This window comes from Micromonospora cabrerizensis (genome assembly GCF_022230955.1).
GTDB classification, from domain to species: Bacteria; Actinomycetota; Actinomycetes; order Mycobacteriales; family Micromonosporaceae; genus Micromonospora; species Micromonospora cabrerizensis.
Map to the genome: position 1 here is coordinate 155,310 of NZ_JAKKFI010000051.1, position 24,086 is coordinate 179,395.

A 24,086-nucleotide genomic window follows, 5' to 3' on the forward strand; every position below is an offset into this window, starting at 1 on the left:
CCGGCTCCTCACAGCGAGGAAAGGAACCCATCGTGAACCCGAGTCGACGATCTGCCGGCCGCTACCTGCCCGCCGCTCCGGTGAACCTGCCGGATCGAAGGTGGCCGAGCCGTACGGTCACCACCGCGCCCCGGTGGCTCTCGACCGACCTGCGCGACGGCAACCAGTCGCTGGCCAACCCCATGAGCCCGGCCAGGAAACTGGCCATGTTCCGGTTGCTCGTGGAGATGGGCTACAAGGAGATCGAGGTCGGGTTCCCGGTAGCGAGCCAGGACGACCACGACTTCGTCCGGCTGCTCATCGAGGACGACCTGATCCCCGACGACGTCTGCATCACGGTGCTGACGCAGGCCCGCGACGAGCTGATCCGCCGCACGGTGGAGAGCCTGGCCGGGGCTGCCCGCGCCCGCATCCACATCTACAACGCCACCTCGCCGCTGTTCCGCCGGGTCGTCTTCGGCATGACCCGGGCCGAGTGCCTGGACCTCGCGGTCCAGGGCACACGGCTGATGATGAAGTACGCGGAACGCACCCTCGCCGGCACCGACCTGCGCTACCAGTACTCGCCCGAGCTGTTCAACGACACCGAGCTGGAGTTCTCGCTCGAGGTCTGCGAGGCGGTCATGGACGTGTGGCAACCGGAGCCGGACCGACCGATCATCCTGAACTTCCCGACCACGGTCGAGCGGACCATGCCGAACATCTTCGCCGACCAGATCGAGTGGCTGGACCGCAACCTGTCCCGCCGCGAGCACGTGTGCCTCTCGGTGCACCCGCACAACGACCGGGGCACCGGCGTCGCCTCCGCGGAGCTGGCGACCCTCGCCGGCGCGCAGCGGATCGAGGGCTGCCTGTTCGGCAACGGTGAGCGGGCCGGCAACGTCTGCCTGGTCACGCTCGGGCTCAACCTCTACACCCAGGGCATCGACCCGGGCATCGACTTCTCCGACATCAACCGGGTCCGGCGCACCGTCGAGTACTGCAACGAGCTGCCGGTGCACCCGCGCCACCCGTACGGCGGGGACCTGGCCTACACCGCGTTCTCCGGCTCGCACCAGGACGCCATCAAGAAGGGCTTCGACGAGCGTGCCCGGGCCGCGATGGCGATCGGCGCGTCCGTCGACGACCTGCCCTGGGAGGTGCCGTACCTGCCGCTGGACCCGGAGGACGTCGGCCGCACCTACGAGACCGTGGTGCGGATCAACAGCCAGTCCGGCAAGGGCGGCATCGCCTACGTCCTGGCCAGCCAGCACGGCCTGCGCCTGCCGCGCGACCTCCAGCTGGAGTTCGCCGGTGTGGTCCAGGCGCAGGCCGACGCCACCGGCGTGGAGATCTCACCGGCCCGCATCGGGGAGCTGTTCCTCCAGGAGTACGTCGTGCAACGCCCGCTGTCGGTGCCGTTGCGCTTCCGCGACATGGTCGCCACCGAACTGCACGTCGGCGGCGGCGGGTTCACCATCGGCGCCGCGCGGGCCGACGCGGTCGAGCAGATCCGCACCACGATGCTGTCCTGGGGGATCGACGTGCGCGCCGTGCACCGTACCGGGGTCGGCGCGGTGTGCGAGCGCGACGACGTGGTCGTCTACGCCGAGTGTCGCCTCGGCACCCGTACCGTCTGGGGGGTCGGCATCGACGCCGAGCCGGACACCGCGGCCTTCGCCGCCGTCCGCGCCGCGCTCAGCCGCGCCCTCCGCTCCGGCAACGCCCTGGAAACGGTCGGGGATCTCGACGCCCCGGCGATGCATCCCGCGCCGCCCCGGCTGCGCCCGGTCCTGGCCGGCACCGTCGGCCTCAACCTGGCCGGCTGAACACCGCTCAAGGCCGTTCACCACACCTGACCTGGGGGAGATCCACATGGGACTCGTTGAAAGAGACAAGGCGGTGGCCGGCCTCGAGGGTCTGCTCACCGAGGCGGTCGCGGGCCGTGGACGGGTGGCGATGATCACCGGCACCGTCGGCACCGGCAAGAGCGAACTACTGCACACCCTGGCCGACCGGGCGGTCGACTTCGGCGCCCTGGCGGTCACCGCGAGCGGCGCCCACGCCGAGCGCAACCTGCCCCTGGCACTGCTCAGTCAGCTCTTCCACGACGCGCCCCTGCAGGACCGTGAGCGCGAGCGGGCGATGAGCCTGCTGCACGAGGGCACCGTCGCGGCCCTGGCCGCCGACAACCGGGACGACAACGAGCACATCGACGTGCAGATCGTGCACGGGCTCTGCACCATCCTGTTGGAACTGGCCGAGCGTTACCCGTTGGCACTGCTCGTCGACGACGTGCACCAGGCCGACCGCGCCTCGGTGGTCTGCCTGGCCTACCTGGCCCGGCGCGCCCGGTTCGCGCCGGTCCTGGTCGCCTTCACCCAGACCGAGTTCGGGCGCAGCGCGGAGCCGTCCTGGCAGGCGGAACTGCTGCGCCCGGGGCACGGCAGCCGGGTCAAGTTGACCCCGCTCACCGGCCTCGGTGTCCAGCAGTTCGCCGCCGAGACGGTCGGCACGGAGGTCGCCGAACGGCTGGCCGGCCAGTGGTACCAGCTCACCGGCGGCAACCCGTTGCTGGTCAGCGGCCTGCTGGAGGATTACCAGACCGCCACCGAGGAGACCGGCGCCGCGCCGGACGAGGTGGTGGTGGGGGAGCGGTACGCCCAGGCCGTCGTGTCCTGCCTGCGCCGCGGCGAGCCGCAGCTTCTCGAGGTCGCCCGCGGCGTCGCCGTGCTCGCCGACACCGAGGCGCTCGACCGGCTCCTGCGCACCGACGCCGGCGTGGTCGCCCAGGCCATGCGGGCGCTGACCACGGCCGGCATCTTCACCCTCGGCGGGTTCCGGCACCCGGTGGCCGCCGCCGCCGTGCTCGCCGGCTTCGACCAGGACGAGCGGGCGGAGCTGCACCGGCGCGCGGCGGTGCTCGCCTACGACGGCGGCGCGTCGGCGCGGGTCGTGGCCGAACACCTGCTGTGCGCCAAGGAGGCCAGCGAGGCGTGGGGAGTGGCGGCGCTGGAGGACGCCGCCCGGCAGGCCCTGCGCGAGGGGCAGGTGGAGTCGGCCGTCAGCTACCTCAAGCTGGCCTGGCGGGCCTGCACCGACGAGCGGCAGAAAATCAAGATCATGACCACTCTGGTACGGGCGGAGTGGCGCGTCAACCCCAGCTCCTCCAGCAGCTACCTGCCCGAACTCGCCGGGGCCCTGGACAAGGGCTTCCTCCAGGGCAGTGACGCGGTGATCCTGGCCAAGGCGCTGCTGTGGCACGGGCAGCTCGCCGAGGCGGAGGTGATCCTGGAACACCTCGCCGCCATCGGAGTGGACCTCGACCCGGCCGCCGCCGGTGAACTGGCCATGACCCGGCCCTGGCTGCGCTGCTCGTACGCGCCGCTGGCCCAGCACTTCCGGCCGGCACCGGTGACCGTCTCCACGGTCTCGGCGAGCCGTCGCCTGGAAGCCGCCAACGCGCTGTCCACCGTGCTCAGCGACACCCCGTCGGAGGGCGTTGCCGGGGTCGTCGAGCGCATCCTGCGCAGCTCCCGGCTCGACGAGATGAGCCTGGACACCGTGGAGAGCGCCCTGCTCACCCTCACCTACGGCGGGCACGCCGAGCAGGCGGCGCCGTGGTGCGACCTGTTCATCGAGGAGGCGCACACCCGGCGCGCACCCAGCCGGCAGGCCCGACTCTCCGCGATCCGGGCCGAGGTCGCACTGCGCCTCGGTGACCTGCCCGGCGCGGCCCGGCACGCCCGCCTGGCCCTGGAGATCATGCCGCCGAGCAGCTGGGGGGTGGCCGTCGGTGCGCCGCTGGCCAGCCTGGTGACGGCCTGCACCGCGATGGGTCGCTTCGAGGAGGTCGCCGAGTGGCTGGACCAGCCGGTTCCGGAGACCATGTTCCAGACCCGGTACGGGCTGCACTACCTGCACGCCCGCGGTCGTTACAGCATGGCCACCGGCCACCTGCCGCTGGCGCTTCGCGACTTCCAGAAGTGCGGTGAGCTGATGACGACCTGGGAGCTGGACGCTCCCGGTCTGGTGGCGTGGCGCACCGACGCCGCCGAGGCGCTGCTGCGGATGGGACGCCCGGACCAGGCCCGCCGGCTCATCGAGGATCAGCTGGGCCGGTGCGGCAAGGACATGCCGCGTGTGCACGGCTCCGCGCTGCGCCTGCTGGCCGCGACCAGCCAGCTGCGGCACCGGCCGATGCTGCTGCGGCAGGCGGCCGACCTGTTGCAGTCCGGCGCCGACCGGTACGAGCACTCCCGCGTTCTGGTCGACCTGACCGAGGCGTACCACGCGCTCGGTGAGTCGCGGCGGGCGGGAATGATCGGTCGGCGGGCGCGGGCACTGGCGGAGGAGTGCGACGCGCAGCCCCTGCTCCGTCGGCTCTCGCGCGACATCGGTTGGGACGACAAGGAGACCGCGGCGGCACAGCCGAGCGTGACCGGCAGCGCCGCGATGCTCAGCGACGCCGAGCGCCGGGTCGCGGCCCTGGCCGCCATCGGCTACACCAACCGGGAGATCTCCGACAAGCTCTACATCACGGTGAGCACGGTGGAGCAGCACCTGACGCGCATCTACCGCAAGCTCGGCGTGGTGGGGCGTACCGACCTGCCGGCCCACCTCGAACTCGACCTGTCCGCGACCGTCTGACCCCGCGCACCAGGCCCCGCCCGCGTCAGCGCGTGGCGGGGCCGCGGTGTACGCGGGGGCGTCTCAGGGGGTGCGCACGGCTACCGGGCCCGGGCTGCGCCGCACGGCGGGCTTCGGAGGCGGCCACGCGACGGGCGGGCCGCTGCGGGCGGGGCGGGCTTCGACCCGGCGGCCACGCGACGGGGCGGACCGCTGCGGTCAGGTCGGCTCGCCGGCGGGAAGGATGACGCGCAGCGGGTCACCGTGCCGGCCGTACAGGTCCTGCTCGCGGGGGTAGCCGAGCGAGACCTCCTCGAAGCGGACCCCGTCCTCCAGGGTCGTCCTCGGGATGTGCAGGTGACCGTAGACCACCACGGCCGCCCGGTGCTCCAGGTGCCACCTCGCGGTGCCGGTCGTGCCGCACCACTGGGCGAACTGCGGATAGCGCAGCACCCAGGTCGGCTCCCGGGTCAGCGGGAAGTGGTTGACCAGCACGGTCGGCAGTGCCGGATCGCACGCGGCGAGGCGCCGCTCGGACTCCCGCAGCCGGGCCCGACACCAGTCGTCGGCCCCCTGGTACGGGTCCGCGTGCAGCAGGAACTCGTCGGTGCAGACGATCCCGGCCGACTCGGCCCAGTGACGCGCCTGCTCCTTCGTGGTCCCCGGCGGGCGGAACGTGTAGTCGTAGAGCACGAACAACGGCACCACGACAACCGGGCCGCCGGCCCCGCGCCACACCGGGAAGTCGTCCTCGGGCGTCACGACACCCAGCTCACGACACATCCGTACGAGTTCGCGGTAGCGCTCCTCGCCGCGCAGCTGGACCGGGTCGTCGGCGGGCGTCCACAGCTCGTGGTTGCCCGGCACCCAGATCACCGTGGCGAAGCGCTCGGCCAGCAGGGTCAGCGCCCACCGGACGTCGGCCATCTTCTCACCGACGTCGCCGGCGACGATCAGCCAGTCGTCGGCGTGCCCGGGGCGCAGCCCGAGCACCGTCTCCCGGTTGCGGGCATAGCCGACGTGCAGATCGCTGATCGCCAACAACCTGCCGTGCGGGACCGTACCGGGAACGCTCACGACGACGATCGTAGGCCCGGACCGGTGCCGGCCGGAACGCTCGCGGACCGGATCACGGGCCCTCTGAGCTGCTCTACGGGAGCTAGGGGGCCCGCTAAGGGTTGTCCGCGCACGGGCCTCTCCCGATGCTGGTTGCGATAGACGAATGCCGGTACCAGCGCCGTTTTCGAGGATTTCCGCCGACGGTGGGATCCCTGTCGAGAGGAGACCACCGATGATCAAGGCGCGCGGTCTGACCAAGACGTTCCAGATCAACAAGTTCACCGTCGAGGCCGTACGCGGCATCGACCTCGACGTCTCGTCCGGCGAGATGGTCGGCTTCCTCGGCCCCAACGGCGCCGGCAAGTCCACCACGCTGCGGATGCTGACCACGTTGCTGCGGCCCACCTCCGGCGAGGCCAACATCGGCGGCTGCGACCTGCTCAGCGACCCCGCCGGGGTCCGCAAGCTGATCGGCTACGTCGGCCAGAACTCCTCGGCCGGGGTCGAGTACAAGGTCCGCGAGGAGCTGGTCACCCACGCCCGACTGCAGGGCCTGTCCGCGTCGGTCGCCCGCGCCCGGGTCGCCGAGATGCTGGATCAGTACGACCTGACCGGCCTCGAGGACCGGATGATCGGTGCCCTGTCCGGCGGCCAGAAGCGGCGCATCGACATCGTGATGGGTGTGCTGCACCGACCGCCGGTGGTCTTCTTCGACGAGCCGTCCACCGGCCTGGACCCGCAGAGCCGCAGCAACCTGTGGGACCACATCCGCAACCTGCGCCGCGACTACGAGACGACGGTCTTCCTCACCACGCACTACCTGGACGAGGCCGACAGCCTCTGCGACCGGATCCTGGTCATCGACGGCGGTCGGATCGTCGCCGAGGGCACCGCCGACGAACTCAAGGCCCAGGTCAACGGCGACCTGGTGACCCTGGAAACCTCCGCGGCCCCGGAAACCGCCGCCGCCGCCGAGCGACTCGACGGCGCGACGGAGGTGACCGTCGACGGCACGACCGTCCGGTTCCGCATCGCCCGTGGCGACCGGGTGCTGCCCGGCCTGCTGCGCGAACTCGACCGCATCAACGTCGACGTGTTCTCGGTGCGAACCAGCCGGCCGACACTCGACGACGTGTTCCTGACCGTCACCGGGCGCAGCCTTCGCGACAGCGAGACCGCCCCGGCGATCCCGGGCCTGTGAAGTGAGGATCCCCATGTCGTTCCTGCGAGACACCTGGCTGACGTTCGACCGGGCGGTCCGGCCCGCCCTGCGCAGCCCCGCCGTGCTGATCGTCGGTGTGGCGGTGCCCCTGGTCTACCTGGTCCTGTTCGGCCCATTGCTGGGCGGCACCACCGACGAGAACGGCCTCAGCTCCTGGCAGTGGTTCGTCCCCGGCATGCTCATCCAGCTCACCCTGTTCATCACCGCCAACGCCGGGTTCGCGCTGATCCCGGACACCCGCTCCGGGGTGCTGGAACGGATGCAGGTCACCCCGGTCAGCCGGGTCGCCCTGCTCACCGGCCGGGTTCTCAAGGACGTGGTGCTCCTGCTCATCCAGGCGCTCCTGATGATCGGGCTGGCGCTGATCCTCGGTTTCCGGGCCGGTGTGCTGCCGATCCTCGCGGGGTTGGTCCTGCTCGCCATCATCGGGGTCGCGGTCGGCTTCGGCTCCTACGGCCTGGCGTTCAAGCTCAAGCACGAGTTCGCCCTGGCCCCGGTGGTCAGCGGCATCGTCGTACCGCTGATGCTGCTGTCCGGTGTGCTGCTGCCGATGGACCGCGCCCCGGACTGGCTGTACTACCTGTCCCGGGCCAACCCGCTCAGCTATGTCGTCGAGGCCGAGCGTGAGCTGATCAGCGGCAACTACGACCAGCAGATCGTGCTGGTGGGCACGCTGGTCGCGATCGGCCTGCTGGCCCTCACCACCACCTGGTCCCTGCGGCTGCTGCGCCGCCAGCTCGCCTGACCCGCGCCACCCCCAACGCCGCCGGCCTCGGCGCCATGGCCCCCGCAGGGGCCGTGGCACCGAGGCCGGCGGCGCTGGTCAGAAAGCCATCGAGGTACGCATCGACCAGACGAACACATTGCCCAGCTCCGCGTCACGCTCGAAGTGCTCGTACCCGTCCAGGTGGCAGATCTTCAGCTTCTCGTTGGCCGCCAGCGTCTTGCTGACCACCAGGCTGCGCGGGATGACGCTGGGTCCACCGACGAGGTTGACCTGCACCACGGAGGTGAGCTGCTCGGCGGTCACCACCGTCCGGGAGTGGAAGGCCGCCTTCTCGAAGTCGAGTGGCGGGTTCGTCGCCGGGTTGGCGGCGTCGTGGCTGAAGTAGTGCTGACCCAGGAACCTGCTCAGCTCGGCCGGCGGGCCGAAAGTGTCAATCGGAGCATCGATCGGCGTCAACAGTGTCGTGGTCATTGTGCTGCCCTCCCGAAGAGTCACCCGGTCCTTCCGGCGGAGCCCGGACCGGCGCTTCCTCGCTGCCGTCCCGTTCTGCTCCGTGCTTTGTGTATTGAGAATGACTCCCGGGGCACCCCCGTAGATATCCCCTACCTACCCCTATCGGCTGAGGAGTATCGGGGTCCCGTCGGGGCGCGCGAGGGTCCGTCGCGACCCCGCAGGGGTTGTTGGCCCACCAGGGCGACCATAGCGTCCTGATTGCGGATCGCCGTATTCCGGCCCAGCTCATTCCGGGTCGCTCTGCCTTGAAGAGGTGGCATCGTATGGCAAGCGAAGAAACGCTCCGGGACTATCTGAAATGGGTGACGACCGACCTGCACAAGGCGCGTCAACGCATTCGGGAGTTGGAGTCGGCCGGCTCCGAGCCGATCGCCCTGATCGGTATGGCCTGCCGCTATCCCGGCGGGGTGCACAGCCCCGAGGACCTCTGGCAGCTGGTCGCCGAGGGGCGCGACGGTATCGGCGGGTTCCCCACCGACCGGGGCTGGGACCTCGACGGGCTCTACCACCCCGACCCCGACAACCCGGGCACCTGCTACACCCGCGACGGCGGCTTCCTGCCCGACCTGGCCGCCTTCGACGCCGAGTTCTTCGGGGTCAGCCCGCGCGAGGCGATGGCGATGGACCCGCAGCAGCGGCTGCTGCTGGAGACCGCCTGGGAAGCCACCGAACGGGCCGGCATCGACCCGCACCACCTGCGCGGCACCCGGACCGGCATCTTCGCCGGCACCCCGAGCACCCAGGACTACGTCTCGCTGCTCCAGCAGAACCCACCCGAGGGCAGCGAGGGCTACTTCCTCACCGGCACCGCGCCCAGCGTGATCTCCGGCCGCGTCGCGTACCTGCTCGGGCTGGAGGGCCCGGCCGTCACGCTGGACACCGCCTGCTCGTCGTCGCTGGTCGCGCTGCACCTCGCCGGTCAGGCGCTGCGCCTGGGCGAGTGCGACCTCGCCCTGGCCGGCGGTGCCACGATCCTCGCCTCGCCGACCGCGTTCATCGGCTTCAGCCGCCAGCGCGGTCTCGCCCCGGACGGGCGCTGCAAGTCGTTCGCCGGCGCCGCGGACGGCACCGGATGGTCCGAGGGCGTGGGCCTGCTCATGCTGGAGCGGCTCGGTGACGCGCAACGCAACGGCCACCCGATCCTCGCGGTGCTGCGCGGCTCCGCCGTCAACCAGGACGGCGCCTCCAACGGGCTGACCGCCCCCAACGGCCCCGCCCAGCAGCGCGTCGTGTTGCAGGCACTCGCCAACGCCGGCCTGACCACCGCCGACGTGGACGCCGTCGAGGCGCACGGCACCGGCACCGTCCTCGGTGACCCGATCGAGGCCCAGGCGCTGATCGCCACGTACGGCCAGGACCGGCCCGAGGACCGTCCCCTGTGGCTCGGCTCCCTCAAGTCCAACCTGGGGCACTCCCAGGGCGCCGCGGGCGTCGGCGGTGTCATCAAGATGGTCGAGGCGCTGCGACACGAGACGCTGCCCCGGACCCTGCACGTCGACGAGCCGACCCCGCACGTCGACTGGACCGCCGGCAATGTACGCCTGCTCACCGAGGAACGTCCGTGGCCGACCGGCGAGCGTCCGCGTCGCGCCGGGGTGTCGTCGTTCGGGATGTCCGGCACCAACGCCCACGTCATCCTGGAGGAGGCACCGGCCGCCGAGCCGGCCGAGCCGATCGCCCCGAGCGTCGGGGAGCTTCCCTGGCTGATCTCCGCCGGCACCGCCGACGCCCTGCGCGACCAGGCGTCGCGGCTGGCCGCCCACCTCGACGGCCCGGGCGCGGCCACCGAACCGGCGGACGTCGCGCACACGCTGCGTACCGCCCGCTCGATGCTCACCCACCGCGCGGTCGTCCTCGGCCCGCAGCACCGCGCCGGCCTTGCCGCCCTCGCCACATCCGCCGCACCCGGCGGCACCACCGACACCGACGTCGTCACCGGCACCGCCGTCGCGGACGCCGAGGTGGTCTTCGTCTTCCCCGGCCAGGGCTCCCAGTGGAGCGGCATGGCCGCCGACCTGCTCGACACCGCGCCGGTCTTCGCCGACCGGATCGCCGCCTGCGCCGACGCGCTCCGCCCGCACGTCGGGTGGAACCTGCTCGACGTGCTCCGCTCCGACGACCCCGGCCTGCTCGACCGGGTCGACGTGGTGCAGCCGGCGCTCTGGGCCGTGATGGTGTCGCTGGCCGAACTCTGGCGCGACCACGGCGTCACCCCCTCGGCGGTGATCGGCCACTCCCAGGGTGAGATCGCCGCCGCGGTCGTGGCCGGCGCGCTGTCCCTCGAGGACGGCGCGAGGGTCGTCGCCCTGCGCAGCCGGGCCCTGCTCCGGCTCGCCGGCACCGGCGGCATGGTCTCGGTCAGCGCCCCGCTCGGCACGGTCGAGGACCTGCTGGCCGACGGCCTCACGATCGCCGCCGTCAACGGGCCCTGCGCCGTCGTGGTCGCCGGCCCGGCCGAGGCCGTGGACGCCTTCCTGACCCGCTGCGAGACAGCGGGCGTACGGGCCCGGCGGGTCGCGGTCGACTACGCCTCGCACTGCGACGCCGTGGAACCCGTCGCGGCCGAACTCACCACCGCGCTGGCCGGCATCACCCCCGGCCCGGCCTCGGTGCCGTTCCTGTCCACCGTCACCGGCGCCCTCGCCGACGGCGGCACCCTCGACGCCGACTACTGGTACGCCAACCTGCGCAACCCGGTCCGCCTCGACCAGGCCGTCACCGCGGCGGCCACCGCCGGCAACCGGCTCTTCCTGGAGATCAGCCCGCACCCGGTGCTGATCGCCGGGATCAGCGACACGGTCACCACCCCGGTCCTGCACACGCTGCGCCGCGGCGAGGGCGACCAGCGCCGGATCGTCCGCGCGCTCGCCGAGGCGCACGTCGCCGGGGCCCCCGTCGACTGGTCCACCGTGCTGCCCGAGGGCCGGCGCACCGACCTGCCCACGTACGCCTTCCAGCGGCGCCGGTTCTGGCCGGACCCGGCACCTGAGCTGGTCGCCGCCGACCCGGTCGACGCCGAGTTCTGGGCGGCCGTCGAGGACGGCGACCTGACCGGACTCGGCATGGGCCACCTCAACGACGCGGTCGCCCAGCTCGGCGACTGGCGTCGGGGACGCCGCGAGCACCGGGCGCTGGACACCTGGCGCTACCGGGTGACCTGGCGGCCGCGTACCGACCTGCCGGAGCCGCGACTCGACGGAAGCTGGCTGCTGCTCGTACCGGCGGAAACCGACCAGGACCTGGTCTCCACGATCACCGACCAGGACCTGGTCTCCACGATCACTGACCGGATGACCCGGGCCGGCGCGACGGTCACCGTCACCTCCGCCGCGGGACTCGCCCGGGCGCTCGACGGTGCCGCCCCGGCCGGCATCCTGTCCCTGCTCGCCCTCGACGACCACCCCACCGATGAGCACCGGGTCCTCACCCGGGGCGCCGCCGCCACCACCGACCTGCTGGTCGCCCTGCGCGAGACCCACCCGCAGACCCCGGTCTGGGCGGCCACCCGCGGCGCGGTCTCGACCGGCCCGGCCGACCCGGTACGCCGCGTCCCGCAGTCGTTCGTCTGGGGCCTCGGCCGGGTCGCCGCCCTGGAACAGTCCGCCTCCTGGGGCGGCCTCGTCGACCTTCCGGAGACCCTCGACGGGCGGGCCGCCGACCGGCTCTGCGCGGTCCTGACCGGCATCACCGAAGGCGACGGCGTCGAGGACCAGGTCGCGGTGCGCTCGTCCGGTGTCCTCGCCCGCCGGCTGACCCGCGCCGCCGCTGGCACCGCGCCCACCTGGCAGCCGACCGGCACCGTCCTGATCACCGGTGGCACCGGCGGCATCGGCACCGAACTCGCCCGGTGGCTCGCCCGCAACGGCGCCGACCACCTCATCCTCACCAGCCGGCGGGGCCCGGCCGCGCCCGGCGCCGCCGAGCTGACCGACGAACTCACCGCGACCGGTGTACGCGTCACCGTCGCCGCGTGCGACGTCGCCGACCGCGACGCGATCACCGCACTGGTCCGCGAAAGCGCCGACGCCGGTGACCCGATCCGCGCCGTCATCCACACTGCCGGTGTCGCCCAGCACACGCCGATCGCCGACGTCACCCTCGCCGAGTTCGCCCACGTGCTGGACGCCAAGGTCACCGGGGCGGAGAACCTCGACCGGCTCTTCGGCGAGCCCGACGACCTGGACGCGTTCGTGCTGTTCTCCTCGGTCGCCGGCACCTGGGGCAGCGGCGGGCAGATCGCGTACGCCGCCGGCAACGCCTACCTCGACGCGCTCGCCGAGGCCCGACGGGCCCGCGGCTGCGCGGCGACCGCGGTGTCCTGGGGTGCCTGGGGTGGCGGCGGTATGGCCACCAAGCAGGAGACCGCCGACCACCTGCTGCGCCGCGGCCTGCCGCCGATGCCGCCCGAGCAGACCACTGTCGCGTTGGCCCAGGCGGTCGGGCTCGGCGAGGCCACCGTCACGGTCGCCGACGTGCGCTGGGACCGGTTCGCGCCGTCCTTCACCGTCGGACGGCCCAGCGCCCTGCTGGCCGACCTCGACGACGCCCGCACCGCGCTGTCCGCCGCGACTCCCGACGACGACAGCCAGGCCGCCGGGCTGCGCGAGCAACTCGCCGGGATGACGCCCGGAGAACGCGACACCTTCCTGGTCGACCTGGTGCGCACCGAGGCCGCCGCGGTGCTCGGGCACGCCGACGCCTCCGCCGTCACCCCGGACCGGGCACTGCGCGACCTCGGCTTCGACTCCCTGTCCGCCGTCGAGTTCCGCAACCGGCTCTGCACGGCGACCGGCCTGCGGCTGCCCACCACGCTCGCCTTCGACCACCCGAACGTCCAGGCCATCGCCAGGCTGCTGCGCGACGAGGTCGCCGGCACCGTCCCGACCCCCTCGGCGAACCCCGCCACGGCTCCCGCCACGACCGACGAGCCCGTCGCCATCGTGGCGATGAGCTGCCGCCTGCCCGGCGGCGTCCGCACCCCGGACGACCTGTGGCAACTGGTGCTGGACGGCCGCGACGCGATCGGCGACTTCCCGGCCGACCGTGGCTGGGACGTCGACGCCCTCTACCACCCCGACCCGGACCACCCGGGCACCAGCTACACCCGCTCCGGCGGATTCCTGCACGAGGCCGCCGAGTTCGACGCCGACTTCTTCGGCATCTCCCCCCGCGAGGCGCTTGCCACCGACCCCCAGCAGCGGCTCCTGCTGGAGACCGCCTGGGAGGGCTTCGAGCGGGCCGGCATCGACCCGCACTCGCTGCGCGGCAGCCGGACCGGCGTGTTCGTCGGCGCGTCGAGCCAGGGCTACGGCGCCGGCGTCCGCAACGCCCCCGAGGGCACCGAGGGCTACCTGCTCACCGGCACCGCCACCGCGGTCATCTCCGGCCGCATCTCGTACGCGCTCGGCCTCGAAGGCCCGGCGCTGACCGTCGACACCGCCTGCTCGTCGTCGCTGGTCGCCCTGCACCTGGCCGCCCAGTCGCTGCGTCGCGGTGAGTGTGACCTGGCCCTGGCCGGCGGCGTCGCGGTGATCGGCAACCCGATGGTCTTCGTCGAGTTCAGCCGGCAACGCGGCCTGGCCGCCGACGGCCGCTGCAAGGCCTTCGGCGCGGACGCGGACGGCACCGGCTGGGCCGAGGGCGTCAGCGTCCTGGTCGTCGAACGGCTCCGCGACGCCGAGGCGAACGGTCACCAGGTTCTGGCCGTCATCCGGGGCAGCGCGGTCAACCAGGACGGCGCGTCCAACGGCCTTTCCGCCCCGAGCGGCCCGGCCCAGCAACGCGTCATCCGGGCCGCCCTCGCCGACGCCGGGCTCACCCCCGCCGACGTCGACGTGGTCGAGGCGCACGGCACCGGCACCGTCCTCGGCGACCCGATCGAGGCGCAGGCGGTCATCAACGCCTACGGTCCGGGCCGCGGCGAGGCCGGCCCGCTGTGGCTGGGCTCGCTGAAGTCCAACATCGGCCACACCCAGGCCGCCTCCGGTGTCAGCGGAGTCATCAAGACCGTCCTCGCGCTGCGGGCCGGGGTGCTGCCGCGCACGCTGCACGCCGACGAGCCGTCGCCGCACGTCGACTGGTCCGCCGGCACCGTCCAACTGCTCACCGGGCGCCGCGACTGGCCGGACACCGGTCGCCCCCGGCGAGGCGCTGTCTCCTCCTTCGGGGTGAGCGGCACGAACGCCCACGTCATCCTGGAACACCCGACGACCTCGGCGCCGGTGGCACCGGCCCCCGGCGGGTCGCTCCCCGCCGTACCGGTCACGCTCTCCGCCGCGACCGCCCCCGCCCTGCGGGCGCAGGCGGCGGCGCTGCTCGACCACCTCGCCGAGGAGCCCGCCGGGCACCTCGCCGACCTCGGCTGGTCACTCGCCACGACCCGGGCGGCCCTCGACCACCGCGCGACCATCGTCGCGACCGACCTCGACGAGGTACGCCGAAGCCTCACCGCCCTGCGCGACGACACCACGGCGCCCGCGCTCAGCGCCGACGTCACCGTCGACGGGCGCATTGCGGTGCTCTTCACCGGGCAGGGCAGCCAGCGGGCCGGGATGGGCCGGGAGCTGTACGACGCGTACCCGGTCTACGCCGACGCGTTCGACGCGGTCTGCGCCCACCTGGACGCCCACCTCGACCGGTCGATCCGCGACCTCGTCCTCGACCCGGCACACGCCGACCTGCTGGACCGCACCGAGTACACCCAGCCGGCGCTGTTCGCCGTCGAGGTCGCCCTGTTCCGGCTCTTCGCCCACTGGGGCATCGTCCCGGACTACCTGGCCGGGCACTCGATCGGCGAGCTGAGCGCGGCCCACGTGGCCGGCGTCCTCGACCTGGCCGACGCGGCCGCCCTGGTCGCAGCCCGTGGCCGACTCATGCAGGCGCTGCCCGACGGCGGTGCGATGGCCGCCCTCCAGGCCGACGAGGCGGAGGTGCTCGCCACCCTCGACGCGGTGAGCGGCCGGATCACCGTCGCCGCCGTCAACGGACCAACCTCCACGGTGGTCTCCGGGGACGAGGCCTCGGTCGAGCAGCTCGTGACGCACTGGCGCGACACCGGGCGGCGGGCCAAGCGGCTCCAGGTCAGCCACGCCTTCCACTCGCCGCACCTGGACCCGATGCTCGGCGAGTTCCGACGGGCCGCGACCGCGGTGACCTACCACCCGCCGCAGATCCCGATCGTCTCCACCCTGACCGGGGAACTCGCCACCACTGCCGACCTCACCTCGCCCGACTACTGGGTGCGGCACGCCCGGGAGACGGTCCGCTTCGCGGACGCGGTCCTCGCGCTGCACCAGCGCCAGGTCCGTACGCTGCTCGAACTCGGCCCGGACCCGGTGTTGGCCGCGATGGCCGAGGAAACCCTCGCCGACCAGCCCGGCCGGGCGGCGGTCGCCGTCGCCGCGCTGCGCGCCGGACACCCGGAACCGGTCACCGTCCTCACCGCGCTCGCCCGGCTGCAGACCCGCGGCACCGACCCCGACTGGAGCGCGGTCTACGCCGGCTCCGGCGCACGCCGCGTCCCGCTACCCACGTACGCGTTCCAGCACCTGCCCTACTGGCTGCGTCCGGACCCGGCCGATTTCGCCGACAGCGGCACCGGCCACCCGCTGCTGCACACCGTCACCACGCTCGCCGACACCGGCGAGGTGCTGTTCACCGGTCGACTGGCCACCGCCCTGCAACCCTGGCTCACCGACCACACCGTTCTCGGCACCGCGATCCTGCCCGGCACCGCCTTCGTGGAGATGGCCGCGCACGCCGCCGACCACGCCGGCTGCGGCCAGGTCGAGGAACTCACCCTGGAAGCGCCGCTGGTCATCCCGGACGACTCCGGAACGCGGCTACAGGTCCGCGTCGGCCCGGCCGACGCCCACGGCCGCCGCACCCTCAGCGTGCACTCCCGCCCGGACCGGGACGACCACGGCCCGTGGACCCGGCACGCCGCCGGCACCGCCTCCTCGGTGCCGGTCGGAGAACCCGACGCGGACGAGACCTGGCCGCCCGCCGACGCCACCCCGATCGAGGTCGACTTCCTCTACGACTTCCTGCCCCAGCTCGGATACGGGTACGGCCCGGCCTTCCAGGGCCTGCGGGCGGCCTGGCAACGCGGCGAGGAGATCTACGCCGAGGTCGCCCTGGCCGAGCCGACCGCCACCGAAGCCACCCGCTACGGCCTGCACCCGGCGCTGCTCGACGCCGCCACCCACGCCATGGGCCTCGCCGTGGCGGCCGAAGCGCGACAGGGCCTCAGCCCCACCCAGAGCCGGATGCCGTTCTCCTGGACCGGCATCGGCCTGCACGCCACCGGCGCCGCCGTGGCCCGGGTGCGGATCGTCCCCAACGGCGACGACGGGGTCCGCATCGACCTCGCCGACCAGACCGGACAACCGGTCGCCACGATCGGCAAGCTGGTGCTGCGCCCGGTCTCGGTCACCCAGCTGCGCCAACCGACCGACGAGGCCCCGCTGTTCACCGTGGACTGGACGCCCGTCGAACCGCAGGCCGCCCCCACCGGCGGCCGGTACGCCGTCATCGGCGCACCCGACCCGTTCGTGGCCGACGCGGCGGCCGCCGTCGGATCCCTGGTCGACGACTACCCGGACCTGGACGCGCTGGCCGCCTCGGGCGCCGTACCGGACCTGGTCTTCGTCCCGGCGCAGGCCGGCGCGGCCGCACCCGGCCCGGCGGTCGACGCCTGGCTGGCGCTCGCCCAACGCTGGCTCGCCGACCCCGCCTTCGCCGGGGCACGCCTGATCCTGCTCAGCCGCGGCGCGGTCGAACCGGACCCCGCCGCCGACGCCCCCGACCTGGCGCACGCCGCCGCCTGGGGCCTGATCCGCTCCGCGCAGTCGGAGGACCCGGACCGGATCGTGCTCGCCGACGTCGACGAATCGCCGCTCTCCGCGGCCAGCCTGCCCGGTGTCCTCGCCGGTGGCGAGCCGCAACTGGCCGTCCGCGACGGCCGCGCCTACGCGCCGCGGCTCACCCGGGCCACCGCCGCGCCCGCCGACCTGGGCATCGACCCCGACGGCACGGTCCTGGTCACCGGCGGCACCGGCGCCCTCGGCGGCCTGCTGGCTGGGCACCTGGTCACCACCCACGGGGTACGGCACCTGCTGCTGACCAGCCGCCGCGGACCGGACGCGCCCGGCGTCGCCGAGTTGACCGAGCAGCTGACCGGCCTCGGCGCGACCGTCACCGTGGCGGCCTGCGACACCGCCGACGCCGAACAGCTCGCCCACACCCTCGCCGCCGTCGCGGCCGAGCACCCGCTCACCGCTGTCGTGCACGCCGCCGGCATCGTCGACGACGGTGTCCTCGCCTCCCTGACCCCGCAGCGGATCGCCGCCGTCCTGGCCGCCAAGGCCGACGCCGCCCGCAACCTGCACCAGCTCACCCAGGACCGGGACCTGACCGCGTTCGTCCTGTTCTCCTCCTCGGCCGGCAGCTTCGGCGGCCCGGGACAGGGCAACTACGCCGCGGCCAACGCCTACCTCGACGCGCTCGCCCGGCACCGCCGCCACCACGGCCTCGCCGCCATCTCCCTCGCCTGGGGGCCGTGGGCGGTCGGCGGTGGAATGGCCGGGCAGCTCAGTGACGCCGACATCAGCCGGATGACCAGCTTCGGCATCACCCCGTTCACCGCCGAGACCGGTCTCGCCGCGTTCGACGCGGCGGTGGGCGCCGGCACTCCCGTCGTCCTGCCGATCGGGTTGCAGCCGGCCGTCGCGGCCGGCAACGGCCCGGTGCCGCCGCTGTTGCGCAACCTGGTCCGTCGAGCCACCCGGCGGGTCGCGGAGAACTCCGCCGACGGTGCCGAGCCCGGCGAGGCGCTCAAGCGGCGACTCGTCGGGGCGGCACCGGCCGACCGGCCGCGGATCCTGCTCGAGATGGTGCAGACCCAGGTCGCCGCGGTCCTCGGTCACGCCTCCGCCGACGCCATCCAGCCCGACCGCGGGCTGGTCGAGTGCGGCCTCGACTCCCTCGCCGCCGTCGACCTGCGCAACCGGCTCGCCGCGGCCGCCGGTCTGCGACTGCCCGCCACGATCGTCTTCGACCAGCCGACGCCCGCGGCGTTGGCCCGCTATCTGCAGGACGAACTGCTCGACGAACGCGCCGCCTCCGCCCTGTCGGTGCTCGGCGAACTGGACCGCCTCGAAGCGGGCCTGGCCGCCGTCAGCGCCGACGACCCGGACCGGTCCAAGGTCGCCGCCCGGCTGCACAGCCTGCTCGACGCCTGGGCCGGCGCCAACCCGGCACACGACAGCGGCGCCCTGCACGGCGCCACCGCCGAGGAACTGTTCGACCTCCTCGACGACGAACTCGGCATTGCCTGACCGCATGAAACACCGACGGGGAGTGACGTTCTGATGGCCGACGAAGCCAAGCTCCTGGACTACCTCAAGCGCGCCACCAGCGATCTGCGCGACACCCGTCAGCGGTTGCGTGAGATGGAGGAGCGCGACCGCGAGCCGATCGCCATCATCGGCATGGCCTGCCGCTACCCCGGCGGCGTGGAGACGCCCGAGGACCTGTGGCGCCTGGTCGCCGACGAGCGGGACGGCATCACCGAGTTCCCCGTCGACCGGGGCTGGGACCTGGAGTCGCTCTACCACCCGGACCCCGACCACCCCGGGACGTCGTACACCCACGAGGGTGGCTTCCTGCACGAGGCCGGCCAGTTCGACCCGGCCTTCTTCGGCATCTCACCACGCGAGGCCATCGCCATGGACCCGCAGCAGCGCCTGCTGCTGGAGACGTCCTGGGAGACCTTCGAGCGGGCCGGCATCGACCCGACCGGGATGCGTGGCAGCCGTACCGGGGTGTTCGCCGGCGTCATGTACCACGACTACGCGGTCAACCTGAGCAGCATCCCGGACGACGTCGCCGGCTACCTCGGCACCGGCAACTCCGGCAGCGTCGCCTCCGGGCGGGTCGCGTACACCCTGGGGCTGGAGGGGCCGGCGGTCACCGTGGACACCGCCTGCTCGTCGTCGCTGGTCGCCCTGCACCTGGCGGTCCAGTCGCTGCGTCAGGGGGAATGCTCACTCGCCCTGGCCGGCGGCGTCGCCGTGATGGCCACCCCGGTCGTCTTCGTCGACTTCAGCAAGCAGCGTGGCCTCTCCACCAACGGCCGGTGCAAGTCGTTCGCCGCCGCCGCGGACGGCACCGGCTGGGCCGAGGGCGCCGGCATGTTGCTCCTGGAACGGCTCTCCGACGCGGTCCGCAACGGCCACCGCGTCCTCGGCGTCGTCCGGGGCACCGCCGTCAACCAGGACGGCGCCAGCAGCGCCCTGACCGCCCCGAACGGCCCCGCGCAGCAGCGCGTCATCCGTAGCGCCCTGGCCAACGCCCGGGTCCCCGCCGAGCACGTCGACCTCGTCGAGGCGCACGGCACCGGCACCACCCTGGGCGACCCGATCGAGGCGCAGGCGCTGCTCGCCACGTACGGCCAGGACCGGTCCGCCGACGAGCCGCTGTGGCTGGGGTCGATCAAGTCGAACATCGGGCACACCCAGGCCGCCGCCGGGGTCGCGGGCATCATCAAGATGCTGATGGCGATGCGGCACCGGACCATGCCGCGAACGCTGCACGTGGACGAGCCGACGCCACAGGTGGACTGGTCGGCGGGCGCGGTGGAACTGCTGACCACGGCCCGGCCGTGGACCGGCGCCGAGGACCGGCCGCGCCGGGCCGGCGTGTCGTCGTTCGGGGTGTCCGGCACCAACGCTCACGTCATCATCGAGGAGCCGCCGGCTGCCGACATCCCGCAGCGGGGTGCGGCTGCTCCGCCGGCACGGGTGCCGTGGGTGTTGTCGGCCCGGTCACCGGAGGCTCTGCGGGGTCAGGCGTCGCGGTTGGCGGCGGTGACGGGTGTGGACCCGGTGGACGTCGGGTTCTCGTTGGTGTCGTCGCGGTCGTTGCACGCGCACCGGGCGGTCGTGTTCGGCCCGGAGGAGCTGGCGGCGGTTGCCGCTGGTGCGCCGGGTCCGGCCGTCGGGTCGGTGGTGCGGGGCAAGACGGCGTTCGTGTTCTCCGGGCAGGGGTCGCAGCGGCCGGGTATGGGTCTGGGGTTGGCCTCGTCGTTCCCGGTGTTCGCGGAGGCGTTCGACGCGGCCTGCGTCGAGCTGGACCGTCATCTCGATCGGCCGATCCGCGAGGTGATCGCCGAGGGCGACGACCTCGACCAGACGGTCTACACGCAGACCGCGTTGTTCGCGGTCGAGGTCGCCCTGTTCCGCCTCGTCGAGTCGTTCGGTGTCACCCCGGACTTCCTGGTGGGGCATTCGATCGGTGAGATAGCGGCGGCGCACGTTTCCGGGGTGCTGTCGCTGCCCGACGCGGCGAAGCTGGTCGCCGCCCGGGGTCGACTCATGCAGGCCCTGCCGGCCGGTGGCGTGATGGTCGCGTTGCGGGCGACCGAGGCCGAGGTGCTGCCGCTGTTGACCGGCGGGGTGTCGGTCGCGGCGGTGAACGGTCCGCGTTCGGTGGTGCTGTCCGGGGTGGAAGACGAGGTCGCCGCGGTTGCCGCCCAGTTCGAGAAGTCGAAGCGGCTGCGGGTGAGTCACGCGTTCCACTCGGTGTTGATGGAGCCGATGCTGGCCGAGTTCGCGCAGGTCGCGGAAACGTTGACCTACGGGCAGCCCCGGATTCCGATCGTGTCCAACGTGAGCGGGCAGGTCGCGGAGACGCAGGACGCCGGCTACTGGGTGCGGCACGTGCGGGAGGCCGTGCGCTTCGCCGACGGCATCGCCACCCTGGAGAACCTGGGCGTCAGCACGTTCCTGGAGATCGGCCCGGACGGGGTCCTGTCGGCCATGGGTGCCGACTGTGTCGCGGACGCGGTGTTCGTACCCGTGCAACGCTCTGACCGCGACCAGCCGACCGCCCTGCTCACCGCCCTCGCGCAGGTCTTCGTGCGCGGCGTCGCGGTGGACTGGACGCCGTGCCTGACCGGCGGACGTCTCATCGACCTGCCCACCTACGCCTTCCAGCGCCAGCAGTACTGGCTCACCTCGCCGCCCGCCGAGCGGACGGAAACGGCCGGCGATCCGGCCGACGGGCACTTCTGGTCGGCGATCGAGCGCCAGGACACCGCCTTCCTCGCGGAAACCCTGGGCCTCGGGTCGGACGAGGACCGCGAAACCCTCGAAGCGCTGCTACCGGCATTCTCCGCGTGGCGGCGGCGCCGGCACACCCACGCGGTGCTCGACACGCTGCGCTACCGGATCGGCTGGGAACCACTGACCGGTTCGCCCCGCACTCCGGCGACCGGCAGCTGGCTCGTGCTGACCAGCGCCGACGCCGACGTCGACACGACGCTCCTGACCGCGCTCGGCGACACCACGGTGCTCACCGTGACACCGGAGCGCGGCGCTCTGGCCGAGCAGCTGCGCACCGCCGGGCCCGCCGACGGCATCCTGTCGCTGCTCGCCCTCGATCCCGCGCTCGACCCGGCGGCGACCCTCCTGACCGCCGCGCAGGCCTGCGCCGACGCGGGCCTGGAGGCGCCACTCTGGGCCGCCACCCGGGGCGCCGTCTGCACCGGCCGCGCCGACCACCTCGACGCGCCCCGCCAGGCCCTGGCCTGGGGTCTCGGCCGTGTCCTCGGCCTGGAACGCCCCCACCTCTGGGGCGGCCTCATCGACCTGCCCGAGAAGCTGGACCAGCGCGCCGCCGAGCGGGTGGTCGCCGCGCTGCACGGCAGCGGCGAGGACGAGATCGCCGTACGCGGCTCCGGCACCTACGTACGCCGTCTGCTGCGTCACCCGCACACCGCCGCCGCGCCCCGCGACGCGTGGCTGCCGCGCGGCACCGTGCTGGTCACCGGCGGAACCGGCGGCCTCGGTGCCCGCGTGGCGAGCTGGGTCGCGGTCCGCGGCGCCGAACACGTGGTCCTGGTCAGCCGCCGGGGCATCCACGCCCCCGACGCCGACGTGGTGGCCGCCGAGGTCCGCCGCCACGGCGCCCGGGTGACCGTCACCGCCTGCGACGTCGCCGACCCGGCAGAGGTGAACCAGCTCATCGAGCGACTGCGGGCGGACGGCGAGCAGATCGGAACCGTCGTGCACGCCGCCGGCGTCGACCACCACACCGACCTTGCCACCGCCACCGACGCCGACCTCGACGCGGTCCTGGCCGCCAAGGTCGCCGGTGCGATCAACCTGGACGCCGCGCTCGGCGACGAACCCAGCACCTTCGTCCTGTTCTCCTCGATCTCCGGCGTCTGGGGCAGTGGCGGGCAGGCCGCGTACTCGGCGGGCAACGCCTTCCTCGACGCGTTCGCCGAGTGGCGTCGTGCCCGTGGGGCCGCAGCCACCTCGGTCGCCTGGGGCGTCTGGGCCGGCGGTGGCATGGCCGACGACCCGGACATCACCGAGCAGCTGCGCCGACGTGGCCTGCTCACCCTCGACCCGGAGCTGGCTCTCTCCGGCCTCCAGTCGGCTCTCGACCACGACGAGACCTGCGTGACCATCGCCGACGTCGACTGGGACCGCTTCCTGCCGATGTACGCGTCGGCCCGCGTCCGCCCCCTGGTCAGTGCACTGCCCGACCACCTTCGCCTCCAGGCAGCGGCCTCGGAGCCGGCCGCGCCGGCCGCCGGCCGGTACGCCGCGATGAGCGCCGAGGAGCGGGCCCGCGAGCTGCTCGACCTGGTGGTCACCAGCGCCGCCGCCGTCCTCGGGCACACCGGCGCCGGGCTGATCGACGCGGACCAGCCGTTCAAGGAACTCGGCTTCGACTCGCTGACGGCTGTGGAGTTGCGTAATCGGTTGAATGTGGCGACGGGTTTGCAGTTGCCGTCGAGTGTTGTTTTTGATTATCCGTCGGCGGGTGTGTTGGCGGTGTTTTTGGGGTCGTTGTTGGGTGGGGTTGAGGGTTCTGTTCCGGTGGTTGTGGCGTCGTCGGTGGTGGATGAGCCGGTGGCGATTGTGGGTATGGCGTGTCGTTTTCCGGGTGGTGTGGGGTCGCCGGATGAGTTGTGGGATTTTGTGGTTTCTGGTGGTGATGGGGTGGTGGAGTTTCCGTCGGATCGGGGTTGGGATCTGTCGGGGTTGGCTGGTGATGGGGAGTCGTTCGGGACGTCGTATGTGTCGTCGGGTGGGTTTTTGGAGGGTGTGGCGGGGTTCGACGCTTCGTTTTTCGGGGTGTCTCCGCGTGAGGCGTTGGCGATGGATCCGCAGCAGCGTTTGTTGTTGGAGGTGTCGTGGGAGGCGTTGGAGTCGGCGGGTGTGGATCCGTTGGGTTTGCGGGGTTCTCCGGTTGGTGTGTTCACGGGGACTAATGGTCAGGATTATTCGACGTTGTTGTTGGCGGTGCCGCGGGAGGCTGATGGTTTCCTGGGGACGGGTAACGCGGCGAGTGTGTTGTCGGGTCGGGTTTCTTATGTTCTTGGTGTGGAGGGTCCGGCGGTCACTGTTGATACGGCGTGTTCGTCGTCGTTGGTGGCGTTGCATTTGGCGGTTGGGGCGTTGCGGTCGGGGGAGTGTGGTTTGGCTCTGGCCGGTGGTGTGACGGTGATGTCGACGCCGGGGACGTTTATTGAGTTTTCGCGTCAGCGGGGGTTGGCCGGTGATGGGCGGTGTAAGGCGTTCGCGGCGGCGGCGGATGGGACGGCGTGGGGTGAGGGTGTTGGTGTTCTGGTGGTGGAGCGTTTGTCGGATGCGGTGCGTAATGGGCATCCGGTGTTGGCGGTGGTGGCGGGTAGTGCGGTCAATCAGGATGGTGCGTCGAATGGTTTGACGGCGCCGAATGGTCCGTCGCAGCAGCGGGTGATCCGTTCGGCGTTGGGTAGCGCTGGTTTGGGTGTGGCGGATGTTGATGTGGTGGAGGCGCATGGCACGGGCACCCGGTTGGGTGACCCGATCGAGGCGCAGGCGTTGTTGGCCACGTATGGGCAGGACCGTTCCGGTGGTGAGCCGTTGTGGTTGGGGTCGGTGAAGTCGAACATCGTGC

The 24,086-nt window shown here is 72.8% G+C and carries 8 protein-coding genes; 6 read left to right on the forward strand and 2 right to left on the reverse strand.

All coding sequences use genetic code 11. The features are described from left to right. Positions 1-32 precede the first annotated feature (32 nt). Positions 33-1,808: a 2-isopropylmalate synthase gene (locus LADH09A_RS09920; RefSeq protein ID WP_238644590.1), complete on the forward strand. Its 1,776-nt coding sequence runs from the start codon at positions 33-35 to the stop codon at positions 1,806-1,808. Between the two features lie 46 nt (positions 1,809-1,854). Further along, on the forward strand, positions 1,855-4,629 hold the full coding sequence (locus LADH09A_RS09925) for a helix-turn-helix transcriptional regulator (protein WP_238644591.1): 2,775 nt from the start codon (positions 1,855-1,857) through the stop codon (positions 4,627-4,629). A 198-nt stretch (positions 4,630-4,827) separates the two neighbouring features. On the opposite strand, the gene LADH09A_RS09930 is transcribed toward LADH09A_RS09925, so the two are convergent. Next, the gene (locus LADH09A_RS09930) at positions 4,828-5,685 is read right to left on the reverse strand and encodes a metallophosphoesterase family protein (protein ID WP_238644592.1); all 858 of its coding nucleotides are present in this window, start codon (positions 5,683-5,685) and stop codon (positions 4,828-4,830) included. Positions 5,686-5,899: 214 nt separating this feature from the next. Between LADH09A_RS09930 and LADH09A_RS09935 the strand changes: the two genes are divergently transcribed. Then, entirely contained in the window at positions 5,900-6,868 is a 969-nt protein-coding gene (locus tag LADH09A_RS09935; protein WP_238644593.1) for an ATP-binding cassette domain-containing protein, read from the forward strand. Between the two features lie 13 nt (positions 6,869-6,881). After that, positions 6,882-7,634, forward strand: coding sequence for an ABC transporter permease (locus LADH09A_RS09940; RefSeq protein ID WP_179778563.1), 753 nt, complete (start codon positions 6,882-6,884; stop codon positions 7,632-7,634). Between the two features lie 78 nt (positions 7,635-7,712). Here the strand turns inward: LADH09A_RS09940 and LADH09A_RS09945 are convergent, their stop codons facing one another. Continuing rightward, positions 7,713-8,087, reverse strand: coding sequence for a DUF5988 family protein (locus LADH09A_RS09945; protein WP_238644594.1), 375 nt, complete (start codon positions 8,085-8,087; stop codon positions 7,713-7,715). 305 nt (positions 8,088-8,392) lie between these two features. Here LADH09A_RS09945 and LADH09A_RS09960 point away from each other — a divergent pair, with 305 nt between their 5' ends. Both LADH09A_RS09960 and LADH09A_RS09965 read left to right on the forward strand, forming a co-directional pair. Next, positions 8,393-18,466: a type I polyketide synthase gene (locus tag LADH09A_RS09960; RefSeq protein ID WP_274529288.1), complete on the forward strand. Its 10,074-nt coding sequence runs from the start codon at positions 8,393-8,395 to the stop codon at positions 18,464-18,466. Positions 18,467-18,499: 33 nt separating this feature from the next. Continuing rightward, positions 18,500-24,086, forward strand: a 5,587-nt coding sequence (locus LADH09A_RS09965) for a type I polyketide synthase (protein WP_238644595.1), incomplete at its 3' end; no start/stop codon positions are given.